At 49.4% G+C, this 13075-nt stretch carries 14 protein-coding genes; 8 read left to right on the top strand and 6 right to left on the bottom strand.

From position 1 onward, the window contains the following. Positions 1-553 precede the first annotated feature (553 nt). The 5 genes from KP806_RS20035 to KP806_RS20015 all read left to right on the top strand — a co-directional run bounded on the left by KP806_RS20035 (position 554) and on the right by KP806_RS20015 (position 3846). Entirely contained in the window at positions 554-1405 is an 852-nt protein-coding gene (locus tag KP806_RS20035; RefSeq protein ID WP_224725512.1) for a nucleotidyltransferase family protein, read from the top strand. A 48-nt stretch (positions 1406-1453) separates the two neighbouring features. After that, on the top strand, positions 1454-1921 hold the full coding sequence (locus tag KP806_RS20030) for a hypothetical protein (protein WP_224725511.1): 468 nt from the start codon (positions 1454-1456) through the stop codon (positions 1919-1921). Positions 1922-1944: 23 nt separating this feature from the next. Beyond that, on the top strand, positions 1945-2520 hold the full coding sequence (locus tag KP806_RS20025; RefSeq protein WP_224725510.1) for a YdcF family protein: 576 nt from the start codon (positions 1945-1947) through the stop codon (positions 2518-2520). Between the two features lie 265 nt (positions 2521-2785). Next, complete coding sequence (locus tag KP806_RS20020; RefSeq protein ID WP_224725509.1) at positions 2786-3265, top strand: RNA polymerase sigma factor; 480 nt, start codon at positions 2786-2788, stop codon at positions 3263-3265. Between the two features lie 137 nt (positions 3266-3402). Then, complete coding sequence (locus KP806_RS20015; RefSeq protein ID WP_224725508.1) at positions 3403-3846, top strand: hypothetical protein; 444 nt, start codon at positions 3403-3405, stop codon at positions 3844-3846. A gap of 518 nt (positions 3847-4364) precedes the next feature. On the opposite strand, the gene KP806_RS20010 is transcribed toward KP806_RS20015, so the two are convergent. Beyond that, positions 4365-5015 carry an SMI1/KNR4 family protein gene (locus KP806_RS20010; RefSeq protein ID WP_224725507.1) on the bottom strand — a complete coding sequence of 217 codons (651 nt, stop codon included), beginning with the start codon at positions 5013-5015 and terminating at the stop codon, positions 4365-4367. Beyond that, on the bottom strand, positions 5012-5740 hold the full coding sequence (locus tag KP806_RS20005) for a DUF421 domain-containing protein (protein ID WP_224725554.1): 729 nt from the start codon (positions 5738-5740) through the stop codon (positions 5012-5014). Before KP806_RS20005 ends, KP806_RS20010 begins: the two co-directional genes overlap by 4 nt. Before the next feature lie 146 nt (positions 5741-5886). Between KP806_RS20005 and KP806_RS20000 the strand changes: the two genes are divergently transcribed. Beyond that, positions 5887-6420 (top strand): TraR/DksA C4-type zinc finger protein, encoded by a 534-nt coding sequence (locus KP806_RS20000; RefSeq protein ID WP_224725506.1) that lies wholly within the window; start codon positions 5887-5889, stop codon positions 6418-6420. A gap of 19 nt (positions 6421-6439) precedes the next feature. On the opposite strand, the gene KP806_RS19995 is transcribed toward KP806_RS20000, so the two are convergent. From KP806_RS19995 to KP806_RS19980, 4 genes are all read right to left on the bottom strand, one after another. After that, on the bottom strand, positions 6440-7675 hold the full coding sequence (locus tag KP806_RS19995; protein WP_224725505.1) for an NAD(P)/FAD-dependent oxidoreductase: 1236 nt from the start codon (positions 7673-7675) through the stop codon (positions 6440-6442). A gap of 31 nt (positions 7676-7706) precedes the next feature. Next, positions 7707-8330, bottom strand: coding sequence for a hypothetical protein (locus tag KP806_RS19990; protein WP_224725504.1), 624 nt, complete (start codon positions 8328-8330; stop codon positions 7707-7709). A 165-nt stretch (positions 8331-8495) separates the two neighbouring features. Further along, complete coding sequence (locus KP806_RS19985; protein WP_224725503.1) at positions 8496-9116, bottom strand: hypothetical protein; 621 nt, start codon at positions 9114-9116, stop codon at positions 8496-8498. Between the two features lie 200 nt (positions 9117-9316). Then, positions 9317-9541, bottom strand: a complete 225-nt coding sequence (locus KP806_RS19980; protein ID WP_224725502.1) for an aspartyl-phosphate phosphatase Spo0E family protein — start codon at positions 9539-9541, stop codon at positions 9317-9319. 604 nt (positions 9542-10145) lie between these two features. Between KP806_RS19980 and KP806_RS19975 the strand changes: the two genes are divergently transcribed. After that, the gene (locus tag KP806_RS19975) at positions 10146-11957 is read left to right on the top strand and encodes a hypothetical protein (protein WP_224725501.1); all 1812 of its coding nucleotides are present in this window, start codon (positions 10146-10148) and stop codon (positions 11955-11957) included. 73 nt (positions 11958-12030) lie between these two features. Beyond that, positions 12031-13029 (top strand): COG1361 family protein, encoded by a 999-nt coding sequence (locus KP806_RS19970; protein ID WP_224725500.1) that lies wholly within the window; start codon positions 12031-12033, stop codon positions 13027-13029. The last annotated feature ends 46 nt before the right edge of the window (positions 13030-13075 follow it).

Below are 13075 nucleotides of genomic sequence, written 5' to 3'. Positions count from 1 at the left end.
CAGAATGCGCCCGAATAAGGATCGGACCCGTTCCCAAGGCTCGAACGATGGCCAGGCAGTCGCTGCATTGGAATCCATCGTTCCTCCCTTTCTTATGAACTTCCCAATGTATATGGTATGGCCATCGTTTCGATAAATAACTGAGGGTTACAGTCTCCGTGCCTCAATTCCTCTATCGGCTTATCCTAAAGCCTCCGCCTCTCTTCCGCCCTTCACAAATCTGCTGAACAGATACCGAACCAGCGGTCCTACCACGATAATTTGCAGCGGGAGTGCAAAGATAAAGTTTTAACGCAACATTCCCACTTTCAACCCGTCTAAGCTTAAAAGGAGGAAATGGGGTATGAAAAAAACTTTATTTATCCTCATTTTTATAGTCATCTTTTTATCAGTTTAGAGAAATACAACGCGACCCATTTCCAACCGCTGATGCCGTCCCCCCAAACGGATCTTTTGGTATGGGCAAAATACTCGTCTTTTATTACGATGGAAATACCACAATAACACAGAAGCTTAAAAAGGCATTTGAGATATTCGGAACGGAGTGAGAGAAATGGATGTACAAAATATTATTTCTAGCATTATTGATCGCCTTAAGCAGATCGATGGTGTCGATGCTTTGGTTCTAGGCGGTTCAAGAGCCAGGGGGACTGAAAATCCCACCTCCGATATTGATATTGGAATTTATTATAGCGCCGACAGCGGGTTAGACATTGCCCAGCTTCGCCGGGCAGCCTCCATGTTGGATGACGACCATAGAGACAACTTAATAACAGAAATCGGCGGCTGGGGACCATGGATTAACGGTGGCGGCTGGCTAAAAGTGAATCAAATACCGGTCGATTTTTTGTATCGTGATCTTAATCAAGTGTCAAAAGTAATTGACCAATGCCTCATGGGGAATATCACGATCGACTATCAGCCGGGGCATCCTCATGGTTTTATCAACTCAGTGTATGTAGCTGAAATAGCGTTGTGTAAGGTGTTATGGGATCCGTCAGGTCTAGTCGGAGCAATGAAGTCCAGAACAAATCCATACCCGCACGTTTTGCAAACAGCGATCATTCAAAAATTTCTATGGGAAGCAAATTTCTCTTTTGAGATTGGAAAAAAAGGGATTTATAAAAAAGATTTATCTTACATAGCTGGATGCTGGTTTAGGTCAGTTTCTTGTTTGAATCAGGTTTTGTTTGCACTTAACGAAACTTACTGGATGAATGAAAAAGGAGCTGCTGCCATCGCCGATTCATTTTGCATGGTGCCAGACAATTACTCCTATAGAATAAATAACATATTGACCTTGGTCACAGAAGATCAAACCGGTTTGGATCAGGCCTTGAACATGTTACGTGATCTCATTCATGAAACAGACAATCTGGTAAAAAATAAAGGTCTGTTGAACTAAGCGGAGCAGCGTCTGGACTAACGGAGATATAAGAAATGGGGGCAAGTGATGAATACAATCTATAACAAAATTATAATTGGTTTAGCTGCTGTCTTCATTATATTTTCTGCTTATGTGATATTCTCGTTCTTAACTGACGATTCAGAAAAAAAATTTATGGAAAGTCTTTCATTGCATCAGAAGATTAATGAACAGCAAATTGATAGCACTAAGATGAGCAAAGTCATATTGATTAATTCGACATATAAACATATTGATATAGATCTAGGTAAAGAACAGGCTGAAAGAATCATTAATATATATAATTCAATATCACCCGAATCAATAAAATCGATCAATACAGCAGATCCCAGCATAATTTCAGGAATTGTTATTAGATTAAAGGATAAATCAGAAGTGCGAATACAATATGATAGGAAGAACATTTATGTTACCAGATCAGAAATAAAATATATTATTGAAGACAGTGAACTGAAGAGTATATTCGAATATGAATTAGAAACAAATGATATATGAAATGAAAGAATGCAGGTGAAATATTGAACTTTGTTACCATTAAACGATTTTTAATAGTATCAGCAGGTCTTTTTATCATCTGGTTTATCATTCACACTACTTTCGTGATCATAGATGGGTTAAATGATGAATTGAAATCTGTCGATGCAGCTGTAGTTTTAGGAAATAAAGTAGAAGTTAATGGACAGCCTTCTGAGCGATTAAAAGCTAGATTAGATAGATCCGTAGAACTTTATAATCGAGGCTATTTTACTAATATCATTGTAAGCGGCGGTATTGGCAAGGAAGGTTTCGATGAGGCAACGGTTATGAAGTCTTACTTAATAGAAAAAGGAATACCGGAAGATAAAATTATAGAGGATAGTAACGGGTACAACTCCTACATGACCGCCCAAAATACCAGCAAGATTATGAATGAATTAAAAATAGATTCCGTTATGATTATTACCCAATATTTTCATGTATCCAGGACAAAATTAGCGTTTAGAAAAATGGATCTTGATGAAGTGTATTCAGCTCACGCCAAAATCTTTGAGTTTAGAGATATTTACTCCATAATACGGGAATTCCCGGCCTATTATAAATATCTCTTTAAATAGTGAAAAAATAAAATGACAATCTTAGAAGATCCTTGTTAGCGGTAGTCAGGACTGATGTTCACGTCCCTGGCTGCCGCTGTTTTTGCATTCGTCCAAACGGCTTTTTGTTTACTTCTAACCCGCGGACTGTTGCCATTATCGGCAGACGGACATACTGATAGAAAGCGCGGCGCTCCCCTTTTTAAAGCAATTTTTCTAAACTTTTTTTACACCGTGAAAAATAACGGCCTCCTCAATTGTATTACTAGTGAAAGGGGGACATTTGGTGATCGATTCATATGAGCTCAATGAATCCGTCCGCAAAGCCGTTGTCAACTATTCCGACAGCCTGATCAGGATAGCCTTCGCTTATCTCAAAAACGTTGCCGACGCGGAAGAAGTCGCACAGGAAGTATTCCTGGCCTATCTCCAGAAATCCCCCGTCTTCGCTAGCGCTGATCATGAGAAAGCCTGGTTAATCCGGACAACGATCAATAAATGCAAAAACCTGCTCAAAACGGGCTGGTTTAGAAGCCGTAATCCCATACCGGACAACCTGTCTTACCTGCCGGTGGACGACTATATGGTCATGCAGGCTGTATTATCACTGGATAAAAAATATCGGGTCCCGATCCATCTGCATTATTACGAGGGTTACTCATTGGAAGAAATAGCTGACATTCTTCATGCCAAACCGGCTACGGTAGGCACTTGGCTTGCTCGCGGGCGCAACCAGCTTAAAGAAGTTATAGGTGGTGATTTGTGAAGATGAAGAAATCGAGTTATCAATCGGCCATGTCCAAATTGAAAACGAGCGAAGACTTTCAAGAACGTACGCTTGAACGCTTAAACCTGGAAAGGCACAAACAAATAAATAACGATAAACGAAATGGAGAGATTTCTATGAAAACAGCTAATCCGGCGGTAAAGAAAAACAAGGTAGTCATCTGGGCAACGAGCTTTGCGGCTTGCGCGGTATTAACCTTGAGCATTTATGCGGTAAACCAGAATGGAAGCGGTACTGCCCCTGATCCGGCTACGAACAACCCAAGCGGCGGAGTTGTTGAAAATAACGGTCCGGGACCGGCCACTTCGGCTAAGCATCGGGTCAACATTGACGGTGTCATTGAAGAGGTAAGCGCCGACGGCCAAAGCTTCCGAATCGGCGAGCTGTGGGTGACGGTAACGGAAAATACGACTTACGGCATCACGGGCCCGACGGCTCCGGATCCTTCCGAGCAGCTGGTAAGCAAGGAATTTAAAGTCGGCAACACGGTATCCGGCTTCACCTCGGGAGACGTCACGAGCGGGAAAGTAACGGCCGACGTTATTTACAATAATTTTTAATAATGCTGTAAACAGACAAACCGCATTCTCATAAGAATGCGGTTTTTTTATGCTCAATAAAGCTAAAAGAAAAGCTGTACTAACACCATGTAGACGATCGTACCGCTTGAAATGGACAAGAGCGCTCCCGAATGTCTGTTTAATTTATTTATTGACGGTAATTCTTTTTCATCATTAAAACCGTAATTAGATTAAGAAATAAGAGACAAAAAAAGCTTACGCCATATATAGCCCCCTGTACCAATTGCGCCAATCCATCAGATACAGTAGACCAGAACCAAACCGTCCCTAATAGCAGACTAACCACATTAATTACTGATCCAGCTATCATTAATTTGGTGATGGTTTGACTCTTATTAAACTTCATACAATAAATCATCGATAACGTTAATGAAATCAACACAGGTACAAAAAGCTTTAGCAATCGATGCTCCTCCTTCACAGTCGCCCACCATTAAATTATAAGGCGACTCAAAGGAATGGAATAGTTCTATCCTTCTCTAGTACCTGCCGCTCCGCTATAAATCCAGCCTCAAGCAAGCCCTAAACTCCTGCGCCGCTTCCCCGTCAGGTTCAATGCCGCTGCTTTTGTCCGATGTAAAAGGCATCCACTGCCAATCCTCGTTGCCGACAAAAGCGATCTTCGACCATTTCTCGATAAAATCGTGAAAGCTGTCCCCCATTTTGTATCCGTGGCCGTCCCCATCGTCATTGCTGAGGTACACGACCGGAGGATCGTCGCTTCCGTTCCGGTCAAACGCCATGTAATCGCCGTTGCCTACAGCCAGAAAGGCCAATTTATCGTGCCAGACGGCGTCGTATTCATCTTCTTTATTCGAGAACACCTTGCTGGCCCAATTTCTTCTGTCCTCGTCCAGCAGCTGGAGCAAATGCAGCCCCCAATGAGGCGAACCTCCGCAAACTTTGCGGCATTTTCCAGATAACTTAAAGTCGTCAGGTAAAAACCAGCTGAAACTGAAATGGGAAGAAAACTCCAGCAGCGTGCTTCTAAAGCTTGTTGGCAGCGGGAAACCCAGCTTCCGTTCAACCTCCACAATTTGCGCTTCCGTTGCCGGCTCTTCGATAACGAGCTCATGAACCTGGCCGCCGATCTCTTGAATCCGAAGAGCGATCCGTTCGATCCGCCGCTTCCATTCCTCGTAATTCATAACGATACCTCCCTTTCTGATTTGGCCTTTCGGTAGCCTCCGCCTTCGTAGCGCGAAACCGCCTTGAGCTCGCCCTCCGTTGTCCATTCCGCGAACGCAACCGAACGAAAATCCGCATAACCGAGCGAGTTCAATTCCTGCACCAGCCACTTCTCGTCCCGGCCAATGACAGCCAGCCCGTCCGGCCGCAGTACCCCGTCCTCGACCAGAGCATGCGGCAGGCTTACGGCCGATGAAGGAAGCTCGAGATCGCTGCGCCGCACGGATTCAAAGTCCGATTTTTTCAAAATACTGAGTGCCCCGTTCGTCTCATACACCGCATACGCTACATCGCTCACGGAGAACACATCGCGCTGCCGAAGCATCATCCTCAGTTCGTCAAACGACATATTGTTACGGCGCAGCATAGCCATATCAATTTCGCCGTCCACAATCAGCAGCTCCGGCTTGCCTTCCAGATGCCTGCGAAATGACTTCCCGAATTCCAGCAATTTTTCGAATAAATAAGAGAGACCCGCCCAGACCGCCAGTGCAAAAATAAGCATCCATACCGATGCCTTCTCATCGTAAATCGTGTTGCCGACGAGATCGCCTAGCACCATAGCCGATATGAAGTCGAAGGGCGAAAGCTGCGAGATTTCCCTCTTTCCAAGCAGGCGCGTCATGCACCAAAGTCCGGCGAACGCCGTAGCCAGCTTTATGAATATGGCTCCATACGCCTCCATCTCAGCCACCTCGTCTGCTCTTTTTATACTATTTACCCTTATTTAAAAAATACTAACGATGCCATGCCTAAACGGCACCTCTTGCGTCACCTTCCCCCGTAAATGGGTAAGAACAAGAAAGCTCATTTCTGAAAGGGGAGTTCAAGATGCCGGATTTAACGCCAGCACAGCTGAAAGAGCTAAAGGAGCAGCTTATGGAGGAGAAAAAGGATCTGACGGCTCATTTCGAAAGAGATCAGGAATCCGAAGGGGAGCTTGGCGGCTCGCTTAAAGACACATCGGGCGAATTGTCTTCTTACGATAATCATCCTGCCGATCTTGGAACGGAAACGTTCGAGAAAGGCCGGGATATGGCGATCGATGCGTCGCTCGGCGAGCGGCTGGAGGAAGTCAACCAATCCCTGGAGCTTCTGAAAACGGACATTTACGGAAAATGCGAGGTATGCGGAGAAGATATCGAATTCGAGCGTCTGCAGGCGCTTCCTACGGCATCCCGCTGTATTGGGCATTCCGATGATACCGGGCCGTCAGACCATCGGCCGGTAGAAGAGCAGGTGATGACGCCTCCTCCTTCCGGACCGATAGGGAGAGAGGACAGCCGTTTCGACGAGGCGGATGCCTGGCGCTCTGTGAAGGAATACGGAAATGCGAGCGAAACGGTAAAACCCGATGCCAAGTAGCATCGGGTTTCTCATGTATTTATTGCCGGCATCCGGAGGCCAAGTCCGCAAGGACCTGCGCGAATTGCAGCGGCTCCGTCGCGCGGTTGTAGATGCCGAGGAATGCCTTCGTCGCTATCGGATCGGAGGCGATCAGGCGGTTAACGGCCATTTGCTCCGGGGTAAACGGCGCATTTTTTGTATATTGGCATGCCAGCTGGAAGTGAAACATCATTTTTTCTTCCATCAGCCTTTCATAGCTTGCCGCCATCTCCTTCCAGCTTCGGCTCCAATCGGGAAAGCTGGTCAGCACATCGGTCAAAATCCGGGCGCCGAAGAGCGCATCCTGCATGCCCTGCCCGACGGCCGGGTCTTTGAAGGAGAGGGCGTCTCCTGTAAGCGCCCACCCCGCTCCCATCCCTTCATGCCAGTCGTTATCGTAACCGAGCAGTCCTCGGACCCGCCCGACTAGTGATGCCTGGCGCATCCGCTCCTGGAGCGGGGAACCCGCAAAACCGCTCTCGATGCACTCCTGCATGGCCAGCTCCGGCGACTGCTTAAACCTCTCCACCCACTCGGCGCTGTCGAGTGGGAACATGACGCCCACTACATACAGATTGTCGCTAGTCGGGAATACAATGCTTAATTTGTCATTCATTTTGTAAAGCTCCGCGTGAAGCTCGCCGTTCTGGCTGTAGCCCTCGTAATATCCGACATAAGACGCATAATCGGTCGGAACGGCCAGCTTGCATTTGCTGTTCACCAAATCCCGGAGCGTAGAGCGGCGACCGTCCGCGCCTACGACCAGCTTCGCGTAAAACCGCTGTCTGATTCCGTTCCGGTCGATGCCCTCGATCCCCGTGACCGTCCCGCCGTCACGAATGACATCCGTCAAGCGAAAGCCTTCCATAGCGGTAACGCTCTGCTGCGAAGACGCATGCTTGAACATCAGATCGTCCAGATGGGTGCGCCTGATGCACAAGCACTCCGCCCTCCCGTCAGACTCCGGAAACTCTCCGTCAATGACGGCATCCTCGAACCGGATGACCGCCCGCTTGTAGGTCGGGGTGCCGGTCTGCAGCAGCTTAGGCAAAATCCCCATCTCCTCCAGCATCGCCAGCGAGTTTCCGTAAAAATTATGAGTCGAAAGCGTGTCGCTCGGGAATCGGCTTTTATCCAGCAGCAGTACCGAGTAGCCGGACCTCGACAGCTCGTAGGCAAGCGCCGAGCCCGCGACCCGCGCACCAACCACAATGATATCAAAATGTTGACTCATTCCGTCAATTCCCTCCTCCTATGCTGGAATTTTATTGAGGGCAGCCGTAAGGCGGCTTAGGCAAACCTAGGCGGTCCAAGTTGCCGCATACCGTGCTTTGCCAGTAGGCCAGCTGGTCATCCAGCTCTTTTGCAGAGTGCTGTTGGATAATCTCCATATAAGCGGTAGCTGCGGCCACTTCCGGGCTGAACGACCAGGACCAGTAATCCGTGCGGTCGTAACGGCCGATCCATTGTCCGTCTACACCGAATTTCTTCTGATCGGTTACGCCGATAACGGCACCGTCCGCTGTGCGAAGCAAAATGAATACTCCGCCGGTAAATCCGGTTAGTTTAACGTTGTTTTTTGTACGAGTCACGACATCCAGCTGGCCGGCAAGCGCTCCCGAGCGCTGCAGTGTAGCCCGTGTGTACATGTAGCGGCCGCCGTTGGAGCTTTGCCAAGTGGACTCTGCGGTTAAAGATGGAATCGTTAGAATCGTGGATGAAGACGAAGTGCTTCCTCCCGTGCTTCCTCCCGTTCCTCCGTCATAGCCTCCTCCGTCAATGATCGGATCCTCCGACATTCTCGCGAAAACCGAAGAAGAAGGAACAACAGATATTAGAGCAACAGCGGCAATCATCAGCGTTAACAACAAACCTTTCCAAGTTTTCATCATAAAACCCTCCGTATCATTCATTTCGTAACCCTCCAAATTTTTAATTTTGTGTGGTTGCAACCCTCCATCATTATGGATCGAGTATCGCTAACCAAAAAGTACCAACTTTGACTAGTACCGGACCGGGCATGGGATGGCCGGTACTTTATCCGCATTGTATTATTATGGGCAGCCGTAAGGCGGCTTCGGCAAACCTAGGCGGTCCAAGTTGCCGCATACCGTGCTTTGCCAGTAAGCCAGCTGGTCATCCAGCTCTTTTGCAGAGTGCTGTTGGATGATTTCCATATAAGCAGTAGCTGCGGCCACTTCCGGGCTGAACGACCAGGACCAGTAATCCGTGCGGTCGTAACGGCCGATCCATTGTCCGTCTACGCCGAATTTCTTCTGATCGGTTACGCCGATGACAGCACCGTCCGCTGTGCGAAGCAAAATGAACACTCCGCCGGTAAATCCGGTTAGTTTAACGTTGTTTTTTGTACGAGTCACGACATCCAGTTGGCCGGCAAGAGCTCCCGAACGCTGCAATGTAGCACGTGTGTACATGTAGCGGCCGCCGTTGGAGCTTTGCCAAGTAGACTCTGCGGTTAAAGATGGAATCGTTAGAATCGTGGATGAAGACGAAGTGCTTCCTCCCGTGCTTCCTCCCGTTCCTCCGTCATAGCCTCCTCCGTCAATGATCGGATCCTCCGACATTCTCGCGAAAACCGAAGAAGAAGGAACAACAGATATTAGAGCAACAGCGGCAATCATCAGCGTTAACAACAAACCTTTCCAAGTTTTCATCATAAAACCCTCCGTATCATTCATTTCGTAAACCCTCCAAATTTTTAATTTTGTGTGGTTGCAACCCTCCATCATTATGGATCGAATATGGATAACCAAAAAGTACCAACTTTGACTAGTACCGGTACAACAAAAACAGCGGCAGTCCGGGACGTGATTAATGCCCTGAATTGCCGCTGTATTATCTGCTTCATATTCTCCTAGATCCCTACCATATGCTGCAGAATTAACTCGTCAAGTTGCCGTGACTTTTCCAGCACATTCGGGTGGATTTCACCCAGAAGCGTACCCAGGTTGTTCAGTTCTATCCGGCAGCGTTCGATCTCGGCAGCTAGATTGGCCCGATCCATATCACGTACGTCCATCCAACTTTGCAGTTGCTCCTTTGCTGACTGGTACCGTTCTGTCGTTTTATGAATATTCATGCTGAAATGAAATTCCCCTTTCACCCTTGGCATAAAAGAACTGTTAACGGCTAAGACCATCGCTGGCAGGCGATGGCCTTAGCCGATTGGATACTAAAGAAACGAGGTTTTATTGTGAGGTGAAATAAAAAAGTTTACGAGCGTCCGCAATACCCGGAAGCGCTTACACTATCTATTGTGAATGTTTTCTTTTCTCGCCGATACCTGAATAATTAGTGGTAAATTCATATCTATTTTAGACATTTCCTTTCCTTTCGCAAAACGAGTTTACCGTATTGGGGATCATACCGGTTTCGTCCCATGATCCCCAATTGGGCAATTCGGCATGCTTCCAAGGAAAGTACTCCCCCATTCCTAGGACTTATAGTAGAACAAGCAGCCTATCTGGAATATTCCTTCCTAATTCCCATGTTTTGTTTATTTTTCTATGGGATACTACATTTGTTACATTACATCCGCCACAACACCCATTTCATCATCCTTCATCATTCTCCAGGTTAACCAATCCTTCAACAAGATGCTGCCCCACTTCCACCAAGCTGCCAGCGCAATACCACTCTGCACCAATCATATGTCCGGAAGCCCGGACAAGGAGGTTCGTTTCATGCCAAGTTCAATTGTTCACCTTATCGTGCAGCAGCGCCTCAGCAGGCCTCTCCTGAAGGAAAAGCCTGATTTGGCGGATTTGCTCCGCTCGGAGCCGTGCAATCCGTATGCCGCGTTCGGCAGCATCGGCCCGGATTTTCTGTTTTTCTCCCTAAAAGAATACGGTACGCCTCTCGATGAGCTCGTTAATTTTATTTTTGGCGTGTACGATGCCCTGGAGCCGATCCGGGACTTCTATGAAACGACGATCGAGCCGGTGGTCGATGACATTGAAGACGCCGTTGCAGCCGTGGACGAAGCGCTGTTTCAGGGGCTGTTCACCCAGATCAAAGCGACCGCCGGACTCGCCGCCGACACGCTTTTGAATGCAGCGGCCAAGGTGGCGACCGACAATATCGACTTTTTCTATCCGTTCTATCCCAAGGTACAGCAAGGAGCCCCCGAGGACGAATGGTACTGGTTCGACTTTCTGCATTACCGCCGGACCGGCCAATTTCTCTCTAATATGTGGGCGCTGGCGGAAGGCGACAAAGATTTGATGCGTTATTGCCTTGGCTATGCCAGCCATATCGGCACCGACGTGGTCGGACATCCCTTCGTCAACGCCATTACAGGGGGACCATTCCGCACCCATTGGCACCGACATAAGCTGGTCGAAAACTGGATCGACGCCTATGCGCGGCGCTTCTATACGGACAGCTCCAGCCTCAAAAAATGCCTGAACCTGACGGCTGACGACAAGTATGTCGCGAACGCCATCTCGGGCAGCTACTACTACAGACTGGTCGAATTTCCGGACGGCAAGCTTCCGGACAAGCTACAGGACCTTCTCGTCAAGGCGATGGAGAAAACGTATGGCGATATCAAGCACCCCACTTGGATGAATGGCGCCGACCTGGACTCGACCTACAGGCTCTGGCTAAAATGGTTCGAGCGTTCGACGACGATCAGCGACGCCCAGAAGCCGACCCCTGTACCTCCTCCTGGTAGCGCTACCATTAATCTCGTTAACGACTACACCAGCGGCTTCCCTTCTCCTCCGAGCGGCGGCGGCGGTGGCGGCGGGTTCAGCATAGGGGCGATTTTTGCGGCTATATTTGCTTTTGCCAAATGGCTGGCCGACGTCATCTCCTATACGATCACCTGGATTATCACACATGCGCACGAGATTATTAGTCTTCCGTTCGTCGAAGCGATCGGCCTGCTCAAATGGCTGATCTATCAGATTCAGAAAGGACTTTGGGAGATTTACGACAACCTCCGTTTCATGCTTGTGCTTGGCGGATATCTCTTCCCGGAGCCGCGCGACCTGGACAAAATGCCGTGGGGCAAGGCGCTGCTGAACACGTCGTTCGCCCACATGACAGGGGGCGGCTTCGCTAACTTCTCGCAATATCCGCGCAAGCAGGAGTCTCACGGTCTGTTCGGACCGACCAACCACCATCTGATCTACCCGGTCACGGCCCAGGAACAGCAGCATGCGGAGCCGGCTCCGATTCCGTTCCACGGCGTGTTTCCCGAAACCTTCATCAGCGGCAGCTTCCCGATCAATCCGGTTGTCGAGCTGCTGCATGACTGCGTGGAGGCGTATGGCCCGGGCATGACGTTCACGCATACGGTCGACCAGGAGACATGGCATACCGGACAATTCGGCAGTGCAATCAACTTCTGCGTCCGGCTGATCAGCGAGCGAATGGACAAGATGCCGGATTTCAATCTGGACGGCGACCGCGGCTACGGCTGGAAAACTTGGAAGGCCCTTAACGATCTGGAAACATCGAACCCTGTCAAGACGGAATACGTGACTTAGCTGTTGACAAGATTCGAAGCTTTTTGAACGATAAGATTCCGTCCGACAAGACGAAAGAGGAGGTCTGGCAACTATGGCTGAAATGCCAGGAAGCAATGCCAATACCGGCCATCCCGGCCGTGAAGACGACAAGAACCCTTTTGACGGCATTACCTATTTATATATAAGAACCCATCCCGCCGATAACGGCTCCGAGCCGCTCGCTGCGGGCCTTCCGTTCTGGGTAAGCCCGGATATTTCGATTATTAAGCCGGATGGCGTCGAGGGCGGCACAGCTGTAGCAGGGGATACGAATCAATTAAAAATAAAAGTGACCAACGCCGGCGGCATCGATGCCGTCGACGCCTACGTGGAAGGCTTCGTCGCCGATCCGTCGACCGCCTTCACGCCATTGACCGCCACGCCGATCGGCGCCGGCTTTCTTACGATCAGCGGCTACAGCCAGGCCGTCATCCAGTTCCCCTGGAATCCAAGCCCGGCCGATGCCGGTCACCGCTGCCTGCTCGCCCGGGTCAATTTGACGATTCCGCCGGACGGCTACAAGAATGGAGCTATCTTCGACGTCGTCGGCGACCGGCATGTCGCCCAGCGGAATATTAGCGTCGTTAATCTTCAGAAGATGCAGCTGAAGCAATTTTCTTTTGCCTTTGCACTGGTTAACCCCGAGCAGGAGCGTGCGGTATTCACGTTGAACGCAAGGCAGGTTTTGGCGGATGACGAGAGGCAGCTTGAATGGCTGCGCGGCGCGGTCGGCTGCGGCTTTGCGCAGTTCTCGCCCGTTAAGCTGCGGTCCGTCCGTGTGGACGTTGAGGAGCGAATCCCGGTCCGGGACGTCTCGGAGCCGGAGAAGCAGGACGGCCGGCCGCCGATGGGGCTTCTCGGGCAGGCGGTTGAACCGAAGCGTACGCGGCTCAAATCAGTCGGCATGGAGCCCGGGGAAGTACGAAGAGCGGTGCTTACCGTTTCGGCTGCCTCGACAGCCCGGCCCGGCGACCTGCAGGTCGTCGAGATCTCGCAGCTGAACGAGCGCCAGGAAGTCGTCGGCGGCCTTTGGATCGTGGTACAGAACTAAACGGGTAAAAGCATAAACCCGGAAGAAAGGCTCCTCTTGATTCGAA

Source organism: Paenibacillus vietnamensis, assembly GCF_020169515.1.
GTDB lineage: Bacteria > Bacillota > Bacilli > Paenibacillales > Paenibacillaceae > Pristimantibacillus > Pristimantibacillus vietnamensis.
The sequence above is the reverse complement of the archived record's forward strand: the minus strand, read 5'-3'. Positions and strand labels throughout refer to the sequence as shown.

Excerpts from the sequence above, each read along its gene's own strand:
- KP806_RS20035 (WP_224725512.1), top strand. The coding sequence starts at position 554 with ATGGATGTACAAAATATTATTTCTAGCATTATTGATCGCCTTAAGCAG.
- KP806_RS20030 (WP_224725511.1), top strand. The coding sequence starts at position 1,454 with ATGAATACAATCTATAACAAAATTATAATTGGTTTAGCTGCTGTCTTC.
- KP806_RS20015 (WP_224725508.1), top strand. The coding sequence starts at position 3,403 with ATGAAAACAGCTAATCCGGCGGTAAAGAAAAACAAGGTAGTCATCTGG.
- KP806_RS20010 (WP_224725507.1), bottom strand. The coding sequence starts at position 5,015 with ATGAATTACGAGGAATGGAAGCGGCGGATCGAACGGATCGCTCTTCGG.
- KP806_RS20005 (WP_224725554.1), bottom strand. The coding sequence starts at position 5,740 with ATGGAGGCGTATGGAGCCATATTCATAAAGCTGGCTACGGCGTTCGCC.
- KP806_RS20000 (WP_224725506.1), top strand. The coding sequence starts at position 5,887 with ATGCCGGATTTAACGCCAGCACAGCTGAAAGAGCTAAAGGAGCAGCTT.
- KP806_RS19995 (WP_224725505.1), bottom strand. The coding sequence starts at position 7,675 with ATGAGTCAACATTTTGATATCATTGTGGTTGGTGCGCGGGTCGCGGGC.
- KP806_RS19990 (WP_224725504.1), bottom strand. The coding sequence starts at position 8,330 with ATGAAAACTTGGAAAGGTTTGTTGTTAACGCTGATGATTGCCGCTGTT.
- KP806_RS19985 (WP_224725503.1), bottom strand. The coding sequence starts at position 9,116 with ATGAAAACTTGGAAAGGTTTGTTGTTAACGCTGATGATTGCCGCTGTT.
- KP806_RS19980 (WP_224725502.1), bottom strand. The coding sequence starts at position 9,541 with ATGAATATTCATAAAACGACAGAACGGTACCAGTCAGCAAAGGAGCAA.
- KP806_RS19975 (WP_224725501.1), top strand. The coding sequence starts at position 10,146 with ATGCCAAGTTCAATTGTTCACCTTATCGTGCAGCAGCGCCTCAGCAGG.
- KP806_RS19970 (WP_224725500.1), top strand. The coding sequence starts at position 12,031 with ATGGCTGAAATGCCAGGAAGCAATGCCAATACCGGCCATCCCGGCCGT.